This is a genomic window from Romboutsia maritimum (genome assembly GCF_002251085.2).
GTDB classification, from domain to species: domain Bacteria; phylum Bacillota; class Clostridia; order Peptostreptococcales; family Peptostreptococcaceae; genus Romboutsia_B; species Romboutsia_B maritimum.
Genome location: NZ_NOJZ02000016.1, coordinates 36,342 through 54,920, shown reverse-complemented (window position 1 = coordinate 54,920; position 18,579 = coordinate 36,342). Strand labels below are relative to the sequence as shown.

At 28.8% G+C, this 18,579-nt stretch carries 17 protein-coding genes; 14 read left to right on the top strand and 3 right to left on the bottom strand.

The features are described from left to right. Nucleotides 1-428: 428 nt before the first annotated feature. Genes tsaE through tsaD form a run of 4 tightly spaced genes read left to right on the top strand, consistent with a single transcriptional unit; the run spans nt 429 to nt 3,063 of the window. Nucleotides 429-881: a tRNA (adenosine(37)-N6)-threonylcarbamoyltransferase complex ATPase subunit type 1 TsaE gene (tsaE, locus tag CHF27_RS09385; RefSeq protein ID WP_095406571.1), complete on the top strand. Its 453-nt coding sequence runs from the start codon at nt 429-431 to the stop codon at nt 879-881. After that, entirely contained in the window at nt 881-1,597 is a 717-nt protein-coding gene (tsaB, locus tag CHF27_RS09380) for a tRNA (adenosine(37)-N6)-threonylcarbamoyltransferase complex dimerization subunit type 1 TsaB (RefSeq protein ID WP_095406570.1), read from the top strand. The genes tsaE and tsaB overlap by 1 nt, the downstream gene beginning before the upstream one ends. Continuing rightward, nucleotides 1,587-2,042, top strand: a complete 456-nt coding sequence (rimI, locus tag CHF27_RS09375; protein ID WP_243444989.1) for a ribosomal protein S18-alanine N-acetyltransferase — start codon at nt 1,587-1,589, stop codon at nt 2,040-2,042. The genes tsaB and rimI overlap by 11 nt, the downstream gene beginning before the upstream one ends. A gap of 4 nt (nt 2,043-2,046) precedes the next feature. Continuing rightward, nucleotides 2,047-3,063 carry a tRNA (adenosine(37)-N6)-threonylcarbamoyltransferase complex transferase subunit TsaD gene (gene tsaD / locus CHF27_RS09370; protein ID WP_095406569.1) on the top strand — a complete coding sequence of 339 codons (1,017 nt, stop codon included), beginning with the start codon at nt 2,047-2,049 and terminating at the stop codon, nt 3,061-3,063. A gap of 77 nt (nt 3,064-3,140) precedes the next feature. On the opposite strand, the gene CHF27_RS09365 is transcribed toward tsaD, so the two are convergent. Together CHF27_RS09365 and abc-f are read right to left on the bottom strand one after the other, a co-directional pair. Then, a complete protein-coding gene (locus CHF27_RS09365) occupies nt 3,141-4,514 on the bottom strand; it encodes an MATE family efflux transporter (RefSeq protein ID WP_095406568.1) in 1,374 nt (457 codons plus the stop codon). Nucleotides 4,515-4,615: 101 nt separating this feature from the next. Next, nucleotides 4,616-6,529: a ribosomal protection-like ABC-F family protein gene (abc-f, locus tag CHF27_RS09360; protein ID WP_095406567.1), complete on the bottom strand. Its 1,914-nt coding sequence runs from the start codon at nt 6,527-6,529 to the stop codon at nt 4,616-4,618. Nucleotides 6,530-6,666: 137 nt separating this feature from the next. Here abc-f and CHF27_RS09355 point away from each other — a divergent pair, with 137 nt between their 5' ends. Continuing rightward, complete coding sequence (locus tag CHF27_RS09355; RefSeq protein ID WP_199533653.1) at nt 6,667-7,296, top strand: redox-sensing transcriptional repressor Rex; 630 nt, start codon at nt 6,667-6,669, stop codon at nt 7,294-7,296. A 189-nt stretch (nt 7,297-7,485) separates the two neighbouring features. Here the strand turns inward: CHF27_RS09355 and CHF27_RS09350 are convergent, their stop codons facing one another. Continuing rightward, nucleotides 7,486-7,656 (bottom strand): DUF362 domain-containing protein, encoded by a 171-nt coding sequence (locus CHF27_RS09350; protein ID WP_095406566.1) that lies wholly within the window; start codon nt 7,654-7,656, stop codon nt 7,486-7,488. 344 nt (nt 7,657-8,000) lie between these two features. On the opposite strand from CHF27_RS09350, the gene cooS reads away from it, so the two are divergent. From cooS to CHF27_RS09305, 9 genes are all read left to right on the top strand, one after another. Beyond that, a complete protein-coding gene (cooS, locus tag CHF27_RS09345; RefSeq protein WP_095406565.1) occupies nt 8,001-9,908 on the top strand; it encodes an anaerobic carbon-monoxide dehydrogenase catalytic subunit in 1,908 nt (635 codons plus the stop codon). Nucleotides 9,909-10,120: 212 nt separating this feature from the next. Next, nucleotides 10,121-11,401 (top strand): Glu/Leu/Phe/Val family dehydrogenase, encoded by a 1,281-nt coding sequence (locus tag CHF27_RS09340; RefSeq protein WP_095406564.1) that lies wholly within the window; start codon nt 10,121-10,123, stop codon nt 11,399-11,401. Nucleotides 11,402-11,840: 439 nt separating this feature from the next. Then, nucleotides 11,841-12,977: an NlpC/P60 family protein gene (locus tag CHF27_RS09335; RefSeq protein ID WP_095406563.1), complete on the top strand. Its 1,137-nt coding sequence runs from the start codon at nt 11,841-11,843 to the stop codon at nt 12,975-12,977. Between the two features lie 176 nt (nt 12,978-13,153). Continuing rightward, nucleotides 13,154-14,134, top strand: a complete 981-nt coding sequence (pyrB, locus tag CHF27_RS09330) for an aspartate carbamoyltransferase (RefSeq protein ID WP_095406562.1) — start codon at nt 13,154-13,156, stop codon at nt 14,132-14,134. Then, nucleotides 14,127-15,296, top strand: coding sequence for a dihydroorotase (locus CHF27_RS09325; RefSeq protein ID WP_095406561.1), 1,170 nt, complete (start codon nt 14,127-14,129; stop codon nt 15,294-15,296). Before pyrB ends, CHF27_RS09325 begins: the two co-directional genes overlap by 8 nt. Beyond that, nucleotides 15,296-15,988, top strand: coding sequence for a dihydroorotate dehydrogenase electron transfer subunit (locus CHF27_RS09320; RefSeq protein ID WP_095406560.1), 693 nt, complete (start codon nt 15,296-15,298; stop codon nt 15,986-15,988). The genes CHF27_RS09325 and CHF27_RS09320 overlap by 1 nt, the downstream gene beginning before the upstream one ends. Continuing rightward, nucleotides 15,981-16,883, top strand: coding sequence for a dihydroorotate dehydrogenase (locus tag CHF27_RS09315; protein WP_095406559.1), 903 nt, complete (start codon nt 15,981-15,983; stop codon nt 16,881-16,883). The genes CHF27_RS09320 and CHF27_RS09315 overlap by 8 nt, the downstream gene beginning before the upstream one ends. A gap of 44 nt (nt 16,884-16,927) precedes the next feature. After that, nucleotides 16,928-17,512, top strand: a complete 585-nt coding sequence (pyrE, locus tag CHF27_RS09310) for an orotate phosphoribosyltransferase (RefSeq protein ID WP_095406558.1) — start codon at nt 16,928-16,930, stop codon at nt 17,510-17,512. 213 nt (nt 17,513-17,725) lie between these two features. Continuing rightward, nucleotides 17,726-18,541: a hypothetical protein gene (locus CHF27_RS09305; RefSeq protein WP_095406557.1), complete on the top strand. Its 816-nt coding sequence runs from the start codon at nt 17,726-17,728 to the stop codon at nt 18,539-18,541. Nucleotides 18,542-18,579: the final 38 nt, after the last annotated feature.

Here is an 18,579-nt window from a genome sequence, read left to right as displayed (position 1 = left end):
GATTATATGCTAATATTTCATTAGTTGATGAATCTTTTATCGTAGATAGATAAGCTATTTTGCCATTGCCGTACGGCATATATGTCTAGTATTTCTTGCTCTGTAAATATCTTTTTACTCATATTTCAATCACTCCTCAATTAATATTTTACAAAAAAAGACCCTATATAGATAGACACGTTTTTTCTCGTGTCCGCTATATAGGGTCCATTTTAAGTTGGGACAGTTTCTATTTGAGTTTACCTATTAAAATTTAATGATAATCTTTTTATAAAAAGAATCATGAAATGTAATCGAATAAGAGCAAAAAGTCAACAATGTTAGATAAGTTTATATATAGAAAGGCTTTATAATGAGGCATGGTTATACTATAATAATATCTAGTTGGAATTTGAGATTTAATAATTAGTTGTAATGGAGATGAAGTCATGGTTAAGATATATTTAGATGGACAAGAAAAGACAAGAGAGATTGGATATAAGTTAGGAACGTTATTACAACCAGGAAGTGTTGTATGTTTAATTGGAGATTTAGGAGCAGGTAAAACTACTATGACTCAAAGTTTAGCTAAAGCACTTGAAGTTGAAGATTATATAACAAGTCCGACATTTACAATTGTAAATGAATATGAAGGAAAAATTCCTTTATATCATTTTGATGTTTATAGAATAGGAAGTAGTGATGAAATGTATGACATCGGATATGATGAATATATAAATTCTGATGGAATTTGTATAATAGAATGGGCAAATTTAATAGAGGACATACTTCCAGATGAGTATTTAGATATAGAGTTAAGATATAAGGATATGGGTAGAGAAATGATTTTAAAACCTATAGGAGAAAAATATGAGAAAATAGTTGAGGAGTTGACTAAATAATGAAGATACTAGGTATAGATACATCTTCAATGGCAGCTAGTGTATCTGTTATAGAAGATGACAAATTAATTTGTGAATACACAGTTAATACAAAAAAGACACATTCACAAAAGCTTATGCCAATGATAGAAAATATGCTTAAAATGAGTGATTTAAAAATTAATGAAATAAATGCAATTGCTATATGTGTAGGACCAGGATCTTTTACAGGTTTAAGAATAGGTATGGCAACAGCAAAGGCTATAGCACATGTAAATAATTTACCTATAATAGGTGTAAATTCTATGGAAATATTAGCTGCAAATATGGATTTATGTGATAAAAAAATATGTTCTATATTAGATGCTCAAAGAAACCAAGTTTATACAGCAAAATATAAATTTGAAGAAGGTAAGTTAATAGAAATAGAAAGTGTTGATGTTATAGAGATAGAAAATTTATTAAAAGAGTTATCTTCTAATGACGATGAGTGGATATTAGTTGGAGAAGCGGTTTATAAGTACAAAGATATGATAAAAGAAATACAAAATATAAGTATTCCAGCTCCTTCTAATAATGTAACAAAAGCAAGTAGTTTATGTTCAGTAGCTATTAATAAATACAATGAAAATAAAGATGTTCATGATTGTTACACAATAAACCCTATGTATATTAGGAAGTCTCAAGCTGAAGTTCAGTATGAGGAGAAAATGAAGAGGTTAAATAATGATAGATAATTTAATTATAGAACAAATGAAATCACAAGATATAGAGGGTGTTTTTCAAGTAGAAAAAAATTGTTTTGAACATCATTGGTCAAGAGAGTCTTTTAAGAAAGAACTCACAAATGATAAGGCAAGATATCTTGTAGCTAAAATAGATGAAAAAATAGTTGGATATGTAGGAATTTGGCTTATATTAGATGAAGGTCATATAACTAATGTAGCAGTACATAGTGATTATAGAGGGAAGAAAATAGGAGACAAACTAATAAAAGAATTAGTGGTTTTATGTAAACAAAATAACATAAATTCAATGACTTTAGAGGTTAGAGTATCAAATATAGTAGCACAAAATCTTTATAAGAAATATGGATTCAAAATAGCTGGGATTAGAAAAGAATATTATAGTGATAATAAAGAAGATGCAATTATAATGTGGAACCAAATAAAAGAGGTGTAAATTAATGAAAGATATAATAACATTAGCTATAGAAAGTAGTTGTGATGAAACATCTGCAGCTATACTGAAAAATGGGAGAGAAGTTTTATCAAATATAATATCAACTCAGATAGAATTACATAAAAAATTTGGAGGGGTAGTTCCCGAAGTAGCTTCAAGAAAACATATAGAAAATATTGATATAGTAGTACAAGAAGCATTAGAAGAAGCTAATGTAGGATTTAATGATATAGATCATATTGCAGTAACTTATGGACCGGGTCTAGTAGGAGCTTTATTAGTAGGGCTTTCTCATGCAAAAGCACTTGCGTATACTCTTGATATACCTCTTGTTGGTGTGAACCATATAGAAGGGCATGTAAGTGCAAATTACATAGAACATAAAGAATTAAAACCACCGTTTATAACATTAATAGTATCTGGTGGACACACTCATTTAGTAGAAGTAAAAGATTATGGAGAATATGAAATATTGGGTAAAACTAGAGATGATGCGTCAGGAGAAGCATTTGATAAAATTGCTAGAGCTATGAATTTAGGGTATCCAGGTGGACCAATAATAGATAAATTGGCTAAGCAAGGAAATAAACATGCAATTGAATTCCCAAGAGCATATTTAGATGATGGCTATGATTTTAGTTTTAGTGGATTAAAATCGTCTGTTTTAAATTATTTAAATGCTAAAAAGATGAAAAAAGAAGATATAGTAGTTGAAGATGTAGCGGCATCATTCCAGGAATCAGTTGTAGAAGTTTTATCTACGAAAGCTATTAAAGCAGCTAGTGAAAAAGGGTACAAAACAATTGCTTTAGCAGGAGGGGTTGCCTCAAATTCTGCACTTAGAGAAAAAATAACTCAAATGGCAAAAGAATATGAAATAGATATAAAATATCCTCCTTTAGTACTTTGTACAGATAATGCAGCTATGATAGGATGCGCAGGATATTATAACTTTATTAAAGGAAAAGTCAGCGATATGAGTCTTAATGCAGTTCCAAATTTAAAAATAAATGAAAGATAATTAAAAAGATAAAAAGGGTATAAATTAAGTCATCGTAATATGACTTAATTTATACCCTTTAAAAATATATGAATTTATTACATTTCTTTAACTATATTTACAGCCCATTTTTTTGAAAGTGCCCTAGGAACTCCAAATATAAATTTAGCTATTTCTTCAGTGTAAGTTAGTAGCACTAAAATAGATATTGGAAGTCCTTTAAATGCAGCTAAGAAAGTTAATGGAATAGAAACAAACCACATACATCCTAGTTCTAAGAATAAAGCATATTTTGTATCTCCACCACTTCTTAAAACTCCAATAACTATTAACGTATTAAATGATTTAAGAGCCATTAAAATACCCATTATAAAGAATATCTTGATAATATCAGGTGCTAAAGCATCTGATACACTGAATATTTTTAATAATAAAGGTATGTTTAATATTAAAAGTATTCCTAAAAATAATCCAGCTAAAAATACAAGTATAGAGAATTTTTTTGCATACACTAGAGCTCTATCAATATGGTCAGCACCAAGTTCATTTCCAAGCATTATAGATGCACCTACAGCTATACAAACAGCTGTCATAATAAAGAAATTACCAGTACTAGTAGCTATTTGGCTTGCAGCAATTGCAGATGTTCCAGCTTTAGCAAAAGCAACAGAATATAAAACTGTTCCAAATGCCCATGCTGTATCATTTAAAAATATAGGCATACTCTTTGAAGAAAAAGACTTCATAAAATCTTTATTTATAGATTTTAAATCTTTTAATGTAAACTTTAATATATAGTCTTTTTTAACAAAGTAAACATATGAAAGTATTAATATTAATTCAAAAGCTCTAGCTATAACAGTTGCTAAAGCGGCACCCTTAACTCCCAATTGTGGAAGTCCTAAATTACCAAATATAAATCCATAATTTAAAACAATGTTACTAATTAATGCAAAAGCACTACAGAACATTCCTAATTTTGGATTTCTAACACCCCTAGAACCCATGCTAAAAACAGTACTTATAGCGATAAGAGGATAGCAAAAAATTACTATACTAAAATATTCAATACATAACTTAACAACCTCTTGGTCATATGAAAAGATATGAATTATATATTCAGGCATAACTAAAGCCGGTATAAAAAATAAACCACTAAGTATAATTGCTAATATGGTACTTAATCCAGTAACTTTTCTAATATTGTTAACATCTTTTTTACCATAAAACTGAGATATAAAAACTCCAGCGCCACCAGTAATTCCACTTAATGACATATTAAATAAAAAGAAAAATTGATTAGCAACACCGATAGAAGCAACAGAAGTCTCTCCTAGACTACTTATCATTATAGTATCTATTACATTTACAGACGTTGAAATAAGGTTCTGTATAATAATTGGAATACATAGAGAAATAAGTATTTTATAAAATCTCTTGTTATCTTCGTTTAAAGAAAATAAACCTTGCAAAAAATCACCTCTCTTAAAATAAACTTAACTTTATAAATCATATCATACTAATCAATTTATGTAACTGAAAAAATATTATATAAATATGGGATATATAAAACCTACATGAATTCTTCCCATTGTTCATAAAGTAATGAAAGTTTTTCTTCTAAGTTTGATTTATCTAAGCTTACCTCTTTAGCCTTTTCTGGATTTGAATAAATTTCTTCTTGGCATAAAAGGTCATTTATTTCTTCAATTTTAGCTTCTATTTCTTCTATTTCTTTTTCTATATTTTGTCTTTTTATTCTATTTTTCTTTTCTGCTTCTCTTTGGTCTCTTTCTTTTCTTTTTTCTTCTTTAAGCTGAGTTTTAGTTTTCTCTTCTTTTTCTTCGACTATACTCATTTCTTGGGTTTTTCTTTTTTTATCGACATAATAATCGTAGTTACCTAGGTATTCTGTAATACCTTCTTTATCAAGAACGAGTATTTTATCTACAACAGTATTAAGGAAATATCTATCATGTGATATTGTAAATATTGTACCAGTATAGTTAGATAAAGCTTCCTCTAGTACTTCTTTAGAATCTATGTCTAAATGGTTTGTAGGTTCATCTAGCAATAAGAAGTTAGCATTTGAAAGAATTAGCTTAAGTATAGCAACTCTAGCTCTTTCGCCACCGCTTAGAGTAGATATTTTTTTGAATACTTCTTCTTCTTCAAATAAAAATGCTCCTAACATACTTCTTATAGCTGTTTGAGTTAAGTGAGCATTACTATCCCAAATTTCGTCTATTATAGTATTATCTAAGTTAAGTGTCTTTTGTTCTTGGTGGAAATAAGATACATTAACATTTGCACCGAATTTTACGTTCCCAGATAAAGGACATAGTTCGTTTGTTATTATTTTAAATAAAGTGGATTTTCCGATACCATTAGCACCGATAAGAGCGACTTTTTCTTCTCTATAAATATCTAGATTTAAATCTTTAAAAAGAATTCTGTTTCCATATCCCATAGAAATATCCCTGATTTGAAGGACATCATTTCCACTAGTGACTGTAGGATTAAATTGAATTTTAGCTCTCTTTCTATATGATTCAGGTTTGTCTAAAACTTCAACTTTATCTAGAGCCTTTTCTTTACTACGAGCTCTTTTAAGATGTTTTTCTCGACCAAATGCTTTTAATCTATCAATAGACTCTTCTTGTTTTTTTAAATCTTTTTGTTGGTCATCGTATTTTTTTAATTCAATTTCTTTATCTATTTTAGATAATTCAATAAATTTTGAGTAATTTCCGTTATAAGTTTTTAATTTTTTATTATGTATTTCAAAAACTCTATTAACTACTTGATCTAAAAAATATCTATCATGAGATATTAATATAACAGTACCTTTGTATTGTTTTAAGAAAAATTCTAGCCACTCTATTGCTTCAGAATCTAAATGGTTAGTAGGTTCATCTAGAAGTAAAAGATTAGGTTTCTTTAAAAGTAATTTACCTAAGAGAATTCTAGTTTTTTCTCCTCCTGAAAGTATGCTTATAGGTTTATCCATATCATTATCATTAAAGCCTAAACCTTTTAGTATACCTTTAGCTTCTGATTTATATCCGTAACCGTTCATATCTGAAAATAATTCTAATTTGTGAGAGTATTCATTCATAAGTTTCTCAAGAGAAGATGAGTTTTCATCGGAACTTTCTTCAGAAATTTTAAGTTCTAATTTTCTTAAATAAGCTTCCATCTCCATTAAATCTTTAAATACTTCTAAAACTTCCTCTAATATAGTATTTTCCGAGTGGAAGTTTGTATTTTGTTCTAAATACCCAATTTCACAATCCTTAGATGTATATATGTCTCCGCTATCATAACCATATATACCAGAAATAATTTTAAATAAAGTAGTTTTACCAGTTCCGTTAATACCTATAATACCTATTTTATCACCTTCATTGACGGTGAAGTTAACATTTTCTAATATAGAATCTATTCCAAAACTTTTATTCAAGTTATTACATGACAAAACAATCATAAATTTATACCTCCTTAAACTACCTAAAATTATAATGTTTTGATATAATATAATCAAGGATATATGTTATGTTTTAAGGATTGACAAGATTTTATTGTAAATTGATTTATAATAAAAATAATTTGGGAGGTGAAAAAGTGGGCAATAAAAATATATCAATGGCGGTAATAAGAAGACTACCAAAATATCATAGATATCTTGGAGACTTATTAGATAAAGATATACAAAGAATATCATCTAAAGAGTTAAGTGATATAATCGGGTTCACAGCATCACAAATAAGACAAGATTTGAACAATTTCGGGGGATTTGGTCAGCAAGGCTACGGATATAACGTGGAAGCGCTTTTTAATGAAATCGGGAAAATATTGGGTCTTGATAGAGAATACAATGCAATTCTTATAGGTGCAGGGAATTTAGGTCAAGCTATTGCAAATTATTCAGGATTTAGAAAAGCTGGATTTGAAATAAAAGCACTATTTGATGCAAATCCTAAAATGATAGGATTAAAAATAAGAGAATTCGAAATATTAGATTCAGACGATATAGAAAACTTTATAAAAAATAATAAAATAGATATAGCAATAATGTGTATACCAAAGAATGGAGCTCAAGAACTTGCTAATAGATTAGTTAATGTAGGAATTAAGGGGATTTGGAATTTTGCTCCAATAGATTTAGAAGTTCCTCAACAAGTTATAGTTGAAAATGTAAATCTAACAGAAAGTTTATTTACATTATCTTATTTAATGAAGGAAGAACAATAAGATTTAAACTAAGTGTATAAAAAAATAATACTTATAATGTTAGATATTTGAAAATATCACATATGAAAGGTCAGAAGACTTTAGTCTTGTGACTTTTTTGATTTTAAGTTTTATTTTTTTGTGTACTTCAAAAAATAAGCTATCAGAAAGTAAAAATAACTATTCTGATAGCTTATTCTTTATACGATATTATTCTGGTTGAGGAGCATCAACAGGACATACTCCTGCACAAGAACCACATTCAACACAAGTATCTGCATCTATAACATATCTGTCATCTCCAGCAGATATGCATTCAACAGGACATTCAGCTTCGCAAGCTCCACAACTTATACAAGCATCAGTTATTTTATAAGCCATCTCAAAATCCTCCTATGTGTAATAATTTATTCAGTAATATTATAGCAAAACTTACCATATATAACAAACAAATTAATTCTACATTAATACCATTATTACGACAGGCTAGAAAAGTTATAATTTAAATGTAAATATATTGAAAAATTTATTATATATATATTTAAAAAATTATTTAGTAATTTATTCCTAATTGATGTTTAAAGATATTAATTAGGTGGTAATTAAATAATAAGAAAAAAATAAATGATAAAAAGTCATCTCGTAAAATCGTTTAAATAATCATACCTTTATTTTCTTAAAAGAGTTTTTAATAAATTCAAAAATTTAAATTAGGGGGATTTAAAATGAATTGTAATAATTGTAATATGTGTAAAAGTGCAGATAAAAGATTAGAGAAATTTATATCATCTAAAGATGTTGAAACATCATTTCATAGAACAGAAAAACAAAAAACAAAATGTGGATTTGGGCTTCAAGGAGTATGTTGTAGACTTTGTGCAAATGGACCATGTAGAATAACACCTACATCACCTAGAGGAATTTGTGGAGCTAATGCAGATACAATAGTAGCTAGAAACTTTTTAAGAGCTGTAGCATCAGGATCAGCTTGCTACTTACATGTAGTAGAAAATACAGCAAGAAATTTAAAAAATCTAGGTGAAAGTAGAGGGATTATTAAAGGTGAAAAAACCTTAAATAAATTATCTAGTTTATTTAAAATAGATTCAGAGGATAATTATGAAAAGTGTATAAAAGTAGCAGATAAAGTTTTAGATGATTTATATAAACCTAGAGATCAAAAGATGGAATTAGTTGAAAAGATAGCATATGGACCAAGAATTAAGAAATGGAAGGAACTAGGTATAATGCCTGGGGGAGCAAAATCTGAGGTATTTGATGCGATAGTTAAATCTTCAACAAATTTAAATAGTGATCCTGTAGACATGTTAGTTAATTGTTTGAATCTAGGTATTTCAACAGGTTTATATGGACTGACACTTACAAACCTTTTAAATGATGTAATGCTAGGAGAACCAGTTATAAGAATGGCTCCAGTTGGATTCAATGTAATAGATGAAGACTATATAAATATAATGATTACAGGTCATCAACATTCAATTTTTTCAAATTTCCAAGATAAATTAAAAGACGAAAACGTAATATCTTTAGCAAAAGCAGTAGGGGCTAAAGGATTTAAACTTGTAGGATGTACTTGCGTAGGTCAGGATTTACAACTAAGGGGAGAACACTATCAAGAAGTATTTGCAGGTCATGCAGGTAATAATTTTACAAGTGAAGCAGTCTTATCTACGGGAGCAATCGATTTAGTATTATCAGAATTTAATTGTACAATTCCGGGATTAGAACCAATAGCAGATAAGTATAAAGTTAAGATGATTTGTTTGGATGATGTTGCTAAAAAAGCAAATGCAGAATATATACCATTTGATAGATTAAATCAAGATGAAATTACTAATGAGTTAATAAAAAAAGCAATAGATTCATATAAAGATAGACGAGGAAGTGTAGAAATTGATATACCTAAAGACCATGGATATGAAAAATCACTAACAGGAGTAAGTGAAACTAACTTAAAAGAATTTTTAGGAGACTCATGGAAGCCTCTTATAGATTTGATAGCAGATGGAAGAATTAAAGGAATAGCTGGAGTTGTTGGTTGTTCAAATATGACAGCAGGTGGTCATGATATAAATACAGTTGAGTTAACTAAAGAGTTAATAAAAAGAGATATAATAGTGCTTTCTGCTGGATGTTCAACAGGAGGACTTGAAAATGTTGGCCTTATGTCACCTGGTGCAGAGGAATTAGCGGGTGAAAATCTAAAAGAAGTTTGTAAAGAGTTAAAAATTCCACCTGTATTAAATTTTGGTCCTTGTTTAGCAATAGGAAGACTTGAAATGGTTGCAACAGAATTAGCTAGAGAATTAGGCGTAGATTTACCACAATTACCATTAGTTTTATCAGCACCTCAATGGTTAGAAGAACAAGCATTAGCTGATGGCGCATTTGGATTAGCACTAGGTTTACCTCTACATTTAGCATTGCCTCCATTTATAACAGGAGGAAAGTTAGTTACTGAAGTTTTAACAGAAGGTTTAAAAACTTTAACAGGTGGTCATGTAATTATAAATCCAGATCCTAAATTATCAGCAGATGAGTTAGAAAAAATAATTATAGATAGAAGAAAAAATTTAGGTTTAAAGGAAGTGGAATATTCTTATAGTATTTAAATAAGTTAAGGCTAGAGATTAATATCTTTAGCCTTAACTTTATTATCAAATTAAAAATTTATAAAAAACTTAGTTAAAAAATAAATTAAAATTTTACACACTAAATAAGAAAAAATTATGCTACAATCAAAATGTAGGACAGGGAAAATGTTTTTCACATCAAGGGGGAATTAAGAATTTAATTTAGATAATTTTATAAGGGGGCTTTTCAAATGGCAGAAAAAACTTTAAATGTCTTCGAAATTGCAAGAACTCAAGTAAAAAATGCATGTGACAAATTAGGTGCAGACCCAGCAGTGTATGAAATACTAAAAAATCCTATGAGAGTTATGGAAGTATCATTCCCAGTAAAAATGGATGATGGAACTACTAAATCTTTTACTGGATATAGAGCACAACATAATAATGCTTGTGGACCTTTCAAAGGTGGAATAAGATTCCATCCAGCTGTAAATATAGATGAAGTAAAAGCTTTATCAACTTGGATGACATTTAAGTGTGGAGTTGTAGGAATTCCATACGGTGGAGGAAAAGGTGGTATGGCTATAGATCCTAGAGATTATTCAAAAGCTGAGTTAGAAAGAATATCAAGAGGATTTGCAGCATCTATAGCACCAATAATAGGAGAAAAAGAAGATATACCAGCTCCAGATGTTAATACAAATGGTCAAATAATGTCTTGGATGTTAGATGAATATTCTAAAGTTACAGGACAATTCCAACCAGGTGTATTTACTGGTAAACCAGTAGATTTCTATGGTTCTTTAGCTAGAACAGAAGCAACTGGCTATGGTGTTGCTAAAATGGCAATGTTAGCAGCTAAAAAATTAAATTTAGATTTAGATAACATAACAGTAGCACTTCAAGGTTGTGGTAATGTTGGTAGCTTTGCAGGTACTTACATAGAAGAATTTGGTGCTAAAGTAGTTATAGTAGGAGACCACACAGGAACTATACGTAATAATAAAGGTATAGACATGAAATCATTAGTAGAGTATGTTAAAATACATGGTGGTATAAAAGGATTCTCAGGAGCTGAACCTACTGAAGAAAATGTATTAACTGCAGAAGTAGATATATTAATGCCATGTGCATTAGAAAATCAATTAACTTCAGTTACTGCAAAAGATGTAAAAGCTAAGTTTATATGTGAAGGTGCTAATGGACCTACAACTCCAGAAGCAGATAAGATATTCTTTGAAAAAGGATTAACTTTAGTTCCAGATATATTAGCTAATAGTGGTGGAGTTACAGTATCTTACTTTGAATGGGTACAAAACTTAATGAGATATAACTGGACATTTGAAGAAGTTCAAGAAAAACAAGAAAAATTAATGAATAAAGCTTTCGAAGAGATATGGGACTTAGCTAAAGAGTTCAACGTAGATATGAGAACAGCTGCATATATGATGTCAATTAAGAGAATAGCAGATGCTATGAAGATAAGAGGTTGGTACACTGAATCTCCAAAAGAAGCATTAGCAACTGAATAATAAAAGAAACATTTGAAATAAAACCCCTAGTTTATATTTATAAACTAGGGGTTTTTAAATATGTATAAATATAAGTTTCTGAACAGCAAAAAAACACATAAAATTTAAATTTTACGCGTACATTACAGCAAAAACCTACAAAAACCTTTACTTTAACATTTTCATAAGGTATAATTAAATAAAAATGTATATTTAAGAATGATACTGGATAAAATAAATAGTTTGATTACTTTTATAAAATATTTTATGCAAGATGTAAATTTAATTTTCTTATGCTTGTTAATATAAGAATACTACATAATAAACAATAATAAATTACAAATTAGTTACAACTATAATTTACATAAATCTTGTGTATTAGTATTTTACATTACATACATATAACTTATGAAAATAACACGTAAGAAAACTTATGGTGAATTTTAGGAGGAAATATCATATGAAAAGAAAAATATTAGTACCTATGTTTGCGTCTGTAATGGCGTTATCAATGAATGCAACAGCAAATGCTGATGAAGTTAAAGACAATAAGGTTGAAAATAATGAAGATAAATCAAATGCTCTTGAACTAGGAAATTATGAAGAAACTACATATAAAACAGCAGTTGTTAAGGACGGAGTAGCTGTAAAAATAAGAGAGCAAGGATCAGTTCAAAATGTAGCTTATTCAGGTGATGAATTTAAAGTTATAGGAACTCAAGGAGAATGGGTTAAAGTTTTAGTTGGAGAAGATGAAGGTTGGTTACCATCTAGATTCGTAGAAGTAAAAGAAGCAGCAGGATTTACAACAGCTGATAAGGTAAACTTCAGAAAAGATATGAATCAAGATTCTGAAATAATAGAAGAATTACAAATAGGAAGTTCTGTAACAGTTTTATCTAACGAAGGAGACTGGGTGAAAGTTAAAAAAGGAGAAGCAGAAGGATATATAAGTTCATTATATTTATCTGATGAAGCTCCTGTTATAGAAGAAGAAAAAGAAGAATCACCAGTAGTAGAAGAGGTACAAGCTAATGATTCATCAAATGTAGAACAAAATAGCGACCAATCTACTAATGTAAATAGACCAAGCAATAATACACAAAATAGTACACAAAATAATAAACCAAGTAATAATAGACCAAGCAAGAACACACAAAATACTACACAAAAACCAGAACAAGAACAAAATAATTCTTATAATCCACCAAAAGGTGATACATCAGTTGCTCAAGCTGTAGTAAATTTAGCTTATGCTAAGATAGGATGCCCATATGTTTGGGGAGCTGAAGGGCCAAATAGCTTTGATTGTTCAGGTTTGACTTCTTATGTATATAGAAATGCAGCGGGAATATCTATACCAAGATCATCAAGTGCTCAATCTGGTTACGGAAGAACTGTAAGTAAAGCTAACTTACAACCAGGAGATTTAGTATTCTTCAGTACTAATGGAACAGGAAGTGTAAGTCACGTTGGTATATATGTAGGTGGAGGTAATATGGTACATTCACCAGCTCCAGGACAAAGTGTACAGGTAGCAGGAATAAACTCATCTTATTTTGCATCAAAATTTGTTACAGCTAAGAGAGTTTTATAATAAATGATTATTTAAAGGTAAGTCAAAATGATATTTAAAATCATTTTGAGTTGCCTTTTTTTGTATTCAAATTATATAAAAATATTGACATACAATAATAAAAATGATACCCTACAATTAGTATAAAAAATACTTTTAATTTTAGTCCAGAGAGGCTAAAAAAGGAGGAAAATAATATGTTAGAAATAAGAAATTTAATCCAACCAGAAGACTTTTCAGTGGAAGAAATAGACGAAATATTAGCATTAGCTCAAAATATAATTGATGATCCATCAAAATATTCTCGTACATGTGAAGGTAAATTATTGGCTACATTGTTTTATGAGCCATCAACAAGAACAAGATTAAGCTTTGAAGCAGCTATAAACAGATTAGGAGGAAGAGTGATAGGTTTTTCAGAACCAAACTCATCATCTGTTACGAAAGGCGAATCTCTTGGAGATACAATTAGAACAGTATCTTGTTATGCAGATATAATAGCAATGAGACATCCTCAGTCAGGAGCTGCAGATGAAGCAGCTAAATATACAGAAGTACCTTTTATAAATGCGGGAGATGGAGGAAATCAACATCCAACTCAAACACTTACAGATCTATTAACTATAAAATCCCTTAAAGGAAATTTAGAAAATCATACAATAGGATTATGCGGAGACTTAAAGTATGGAAGAACAGTACATTCTTTAGTTAAAGCTATGGCTAGATATAAAAATACAAAATTTGTGTTTATATCTCCAGATGAATTAAAAATGCCACATCAAATAAAAAATCAAATAAAAGGCCATGCATACTATGAAACTAACAATCTAGATGAAGTGATAGGAAGTTTAGATGTTCTTTACATGACTAGAATTCAAAGAGAAAGATTTGAAGATAAATCAGAATATGAAAGATTAAAAAATTGCTATATACTGAATCAATCTAGAATGAAAAAAGCATCTCAAGATATGTTGGTAATGCATCCATTACCAAGAGTAAATGAGATAGATGTTGAAGTAGATACTGATGATAGAGCAGTATACTTTAAGCAAGCTAGATACGGAATGTTTGTAAGAATGGCGTTGATAATGAAGCTCCTAGGATTAGATATAAAATCAAAACATATTGGAAATGATAATAAAATATTAAAACTTGTAGGAGTGGACATAAGTGGATAAAATTTTAATACGAAATGTAAGAGTTGTAGATGGAAAAAAGGATATCAAATCAGATGTTTTAATATCACATGGAATTATAAGGAAAATAGAAAAAAATATAAATTTGTCAGACGAAAAATTAATAATAATAGATGGAAAAAAATATACATTAATGCCGTCCTTTATAGATATTCATATTCATTTAAGAGACCCAGGATTAACGTATAAAGAGGATTTAGAAACAGGTCAAAATGCAGCTTTAAAAGGTGGGTATACTGTGCTTTGTCCTATGGCAAATACAAAGCCTGTTTGTGATAATGAAGAAACTATGGAATATATATTGAACAAATCTAAAGAGTTAGATTTGTGTCAAATAAATCAAGTTTGTGCAATAACAAAAAAATTAGAAGGATTAGAAATAGTTGATATAAGGACTATGAGAAAATATACTAACTTATTTTCTGATGATGGATATACGTTATTTAGTGAAAATATCATGAAAGAGTGTTTAAAACTATCAAAAGAGCTAGATTTTAAAATTTTAACTCATTGTCAACCTGAATTAGAAATAGTAAAAAGAGATTTAAAGTTATTAAAAAATATAGATGGAAACTTACACATATGCCATATAAGTTTAAAAGATACTTTAGAAGAAATAAAAAAATATAAAGATGAAGGATATAAGTTTACATGTGAAGTTGGTCCTCATCATTTGTTTGGATATGATATAGATTATAAAGTTAATCCATCTTTTGCTAAAAAAGAAGACATGAAAGCATTAATACAAGGAATTAAAGACGGTTATATAGATATGATAGGAACGGATCATGCACCTCATTCTGTAGAAGATAAAATAAAGGGAGCACCTGGAATTTCTAATATAGAGGTAGCATTTAGAATGATTAATAAAGTTTTTAAAGAAAATAATATATCATTAAATAAATTAAGTGAAATGATGAGTGCAAATCCAGCTAAATTACTTGGTTTAAATCAAGGGTATGTAGAAGAAGGATTAAAAGCAGATTTAGTTTTAGTAGACGAAAAATTTGAAAGTGTTATAGATACAAATGAATTTATATCAAAAGGAAGAAACAATCCATTTAATGGTGAAAAAATTATAGGTAAAATAATTATGACGATAAGGGACGGAAGAATAGTTTATCAATCAAAGGAGGATATGTAATGTATAAAGTTCTAGAGAATAAATACATCGGAGATGATATGTATTTTATGAAAGTGGAAGGTAGTTTTAAGGGAACAATGGGTCAATTTTATATGTTAAGAGCTTGGGATACATATCCATTACTATCAAGACCTATAAGTATACATGATATAAATGAAAATAGTATAAGTTTCTTGTATAAAGTTGTAGGAGAAGGAACTAAAATATTAAGCAAATTAAAAGAAAATGAAAAGATAAAATTAGAAGGACCATATGGGAATGGATATGAAAAAGTAGAAGGAAAAGTAGCTATAGTAGGTGGAGGAATAGGTATAGCACCATTATATTTAGTAGCTAAAAATATAGAAAATTGTGATGCGTATCTTGGATTTAGAAATGAATCCATATTAGAAGAAGAGTATAAGGCTGTTTGTAATAATGTATATATAGCAACTGGAAATACTTTTGTAACGGATATATTGGATGTTGAAAAATATGACTATATACTAACTTGCGGACCAACACCAATGATGGAGAAGTTAGTAAATATGGTAAACGGTACAAATACTAAGATAATGGTATCTTTAGAAAATCATATGGCATGTGGAGTGGGGGCCTGTTTGGTATGTACTTGCAAAACGAAATTTGGAAATAAAAAAACTTGTAAAGATGGTCCAGTATTCTGGGGAGAGGATGTGGTATTCAATGGCTAATTTAAAGACTAAATTCTCAAATGTTGAATTTAAAAACCCAGTGATTATGGCATCTGGAACATTTGGATTCGGAAGAGAGTACAATGAAATTTATGATATACAAAAACTAGGCGGAGTTAGTAGTAAAGGTTTAACTTTAAACAAGAGAGATGGTAATTCAGGTATAAGAGTTTGTGAAACACCTTCAGGAATGATGAATAGCGTTGGACTTGAAAATCCAGGAATCCAGGGATTTATAGAAAATGAATTGCAATTTTTTAAAGAGTTAGATTTAGTAAGAATAGCAAATGTTGGTGGAGGAACATTAGAAGATTATATAATGGGAGTAGAATTGTTGAGTAACCAGCCAATAGATATTATTGAATTAAATATATCTTGTCCTAATGTTAAAGCAGGAGGAATGGCATTTGGGATAAAAAATGAAGTTGCGAGAGATGTAGTAAAACAGGTAAGGAAAGTAACTGATTTGCCTTTAGTTATAAAATTATCACCAAATGCTGAGGATATAATTAAAATGGCACAAGTGTGTGAAGAAGAAGGTGCAAATGGTGTATCTTTAGTAAATACATTTAAGGCTATGGCTATTGATGTGAAAAATAGAAGACCAGTATTTGAGAATATATATGCAGGATTATCAGGACCAGCTATAAAGCCTATTGCGCTTAGAATGGTTCATGAAGTTTGTAAAAATGTAAAAATTCCTGTTATGGGAATGGGTGGTATAACAACTGCAAATGACGCTATAGAGTTTATAATGGCAGGAGCTACATGTATACAAATAGGAACTGCAAATTTTATAAATCCAAGGATAGGAATAGAAATTATATCTGGAATAGAAGATTTTATGAAAAAAGAAGGAATAAAAAACTTAGATGAAATTAGAGGAATTTTATAAAAGGCTAAAAAACTTAAATATACAAAAGAATGGAGAATAGAATTATGACTAATTTAAATGTAGTAGATATATTAAAAAAGAGTGATGCTTTATTAGAAGGACATTTTTTATTATCGTCAGGAAAGCATAGTAATAAATATGTTCAATGTGCTAAAGTATTAAGATTTCCACAATATGCAAAAGATGTATTAAGTACAGTAGTTGAGCAAATAAAAGATTTGGATATAGATTTAGTAGTAGGGCCTGCGATGGGAGGAGTAATAGTATCTTATGAACTAGGAAGACAATTAGAAAAGGAAGCTGTATTTACAGAAAGAAAAGATGGAATAATGCAATTAAGAAGAGGATTTGAAGTTAAAGAAGGTGCCAAAATTATAATTGCTGAAGATGTAGTTACTACAGGTAAATCAACAATAGAAACTAAAAAAGCACTAGAACTTTTAGGGGGAAAAGTTATAGGTGTAGCATGTATAGCAGATAGAACGAATCATGATATAGGAATGCCTATATATAGTGCAATTAAACTTGATATACAAGTTCATGATGCAGAAAATTGCCCAATTTGTAATGAAGGAAAAATAGAATTAGTTAAACCAGGAAGTAGAGAATTTAAAGAATTAGGAATTTAATAATTTTTAGATGTAGCTAATTTAGCTACATCTTTTTTAGACTTAATACAAGATTAAATTGGATTAAAAAATAAGTCGAAATAAAACGACTAATATTTGTATTTATATTAAAAGAATTGTGATATTATAATTTTAGTGTTCATAATTAAAATATAAATTTTAATTATGAATTTTAAAATTGTAATGTACAATGGAGGGGAAAATCAAAGAAAGGTGAATGATTTGAGGAGTAATTTATTAAGTATTATTGTCATATCTTTAGTTGGACTAGTTATAAATATGCTAATAAATACTATTTTTCCATCATATAATTCAAATGTATATACAATTGGATTTAAAGTACTAATTTTTATATCTTTTTTATTGATGAATTACATATTTTTTAGAAATTCGTACAAAATACCTTGTGGTAAAGTGAGTAAAAATGTTAAGTATGGTATTTTAATTGGATTAATGTGGATGTATGGAGCAATTGGGTATAATTCTTATTTAGGTATACCAATACAAAACGAACTTATAGAGATTATTAAAATTTTTACTCCTATTATAGGAATGGAATTTACTTTGGAATTAATTAAAAGAAAAAATACCACAGAACTACAAAGTAATATAAGAGAAAAAAGAAATAGTATTTTAATTATAGGTATATTTACATTAATTTATTTGGGAACAAGGTGTGCATCATATTGTTTGAATATTACAATATCTATGTATAATGAAAAACCTGTGTATACATTAATTTGGACTATTATTATGGGCGTTCATATTGGAATTATGTATATATCTTTAATGAAGGTTAGTGATATACAAAGGGCAATTATAGAATGTGTAAAATTTGGCATGGGAATGTTTGGTACAAATTGGCTTACTTTTAGTATTATAAGTTATATTAATTATAGTTATAAATTTAATATATTAGAAGTATTATTAACCTGTAGTATTGATATAGCAGCGGTAACTTTAGCATGCTACTTTGCAGTAGGAATTGATTGTAATAATATTAAAGGAATGAAAAACATGGGACAATAATTACCCCATGTTTTTTTGATTCCAATCTCTTAAACTTG

Coding starts and splice junctions, on each gene's coding strand:
- tsaE (WP_095406571.1), top strand. CDS start 429: ATGGTTAAGATATATTTAGATGGACAAGAAAAGACAAGAGAGATTGGA.
- tsaB (WP_095406570.1), top strand. CDS start 881: ATGAAGATACTAGGTATAGATACATCTTCAATGGCAGCTAGTGTATCT.
- rimI (WP_243444989.1), top strand. CDS start 1,587: ATGATAGATAATTTAATTATAGAACAAATGAAATCACAAGATATAGAG.
- tsaD (WP_095406569.1), top strand. CDS start 2,047: ATGAAAGATATAATAACATTAGCTATAGAAAGTAGTTGTGATGAAACA.
- abc-f (WP_095406567.1), bottom strand. CDS start 6,529: ATGATTGTTTTGTCATGTAATAACTTGAATAAAAGTTTTGGAATAGAT.
- CHF27_RS09350 (WP_095406566.1), bottom strand. CDS start 7,656: ATGGCTTATAAAATAACTGATGCTTGTATAAGTTGTGGAGCTTGCGAA.
- cooS (WP_095406565.1), top strand. CDS start 8,001: ATGAATTGTAATAATTGTAATATGTGTAAAAGTGCAGATAAAAGATTA.
- CHF27_RS09340 (WP_095406564.1), top strand. CDS start 10,121: ATGGCAGAAAAAACTTTAAATGTCTTCGAAATTGCAAGAACTCAAGTA.
- CHF27_RS09335 (WP_095406563.1), top strand. CDS start 11,841: ATGAAAAGAAAAATATTAGTACCTATGTTTGCGTCTGTAATGGCGTTA.
- pyrB (WP_095406562.1), top strand. CDS start 13,154: ATGTTAGAAATAAGAAATTTAATCCAACCAGAAGACTTTTCAGTGGAA.
- CHF27_RS09320 (WP_095406560.1), top strand. CDS start 15,296: ATGTATAAAGTTCTAGAGAATAAATACATCGGAGATGATATGTATTTT.
- CHF27_RS09315 (WP_095406559.1), top strand. CDS start 15,981: ATGGCTAATTTAAAGACTAAATTCTCAAATGTTGAATTTAAAAACCCA.
- pyrE (WP_095406558.1), top strand. CDS start 16,928: ATGACTAATTTAAATGTAGTAGATATATTAAAAAAGAGTGATGCTTTA.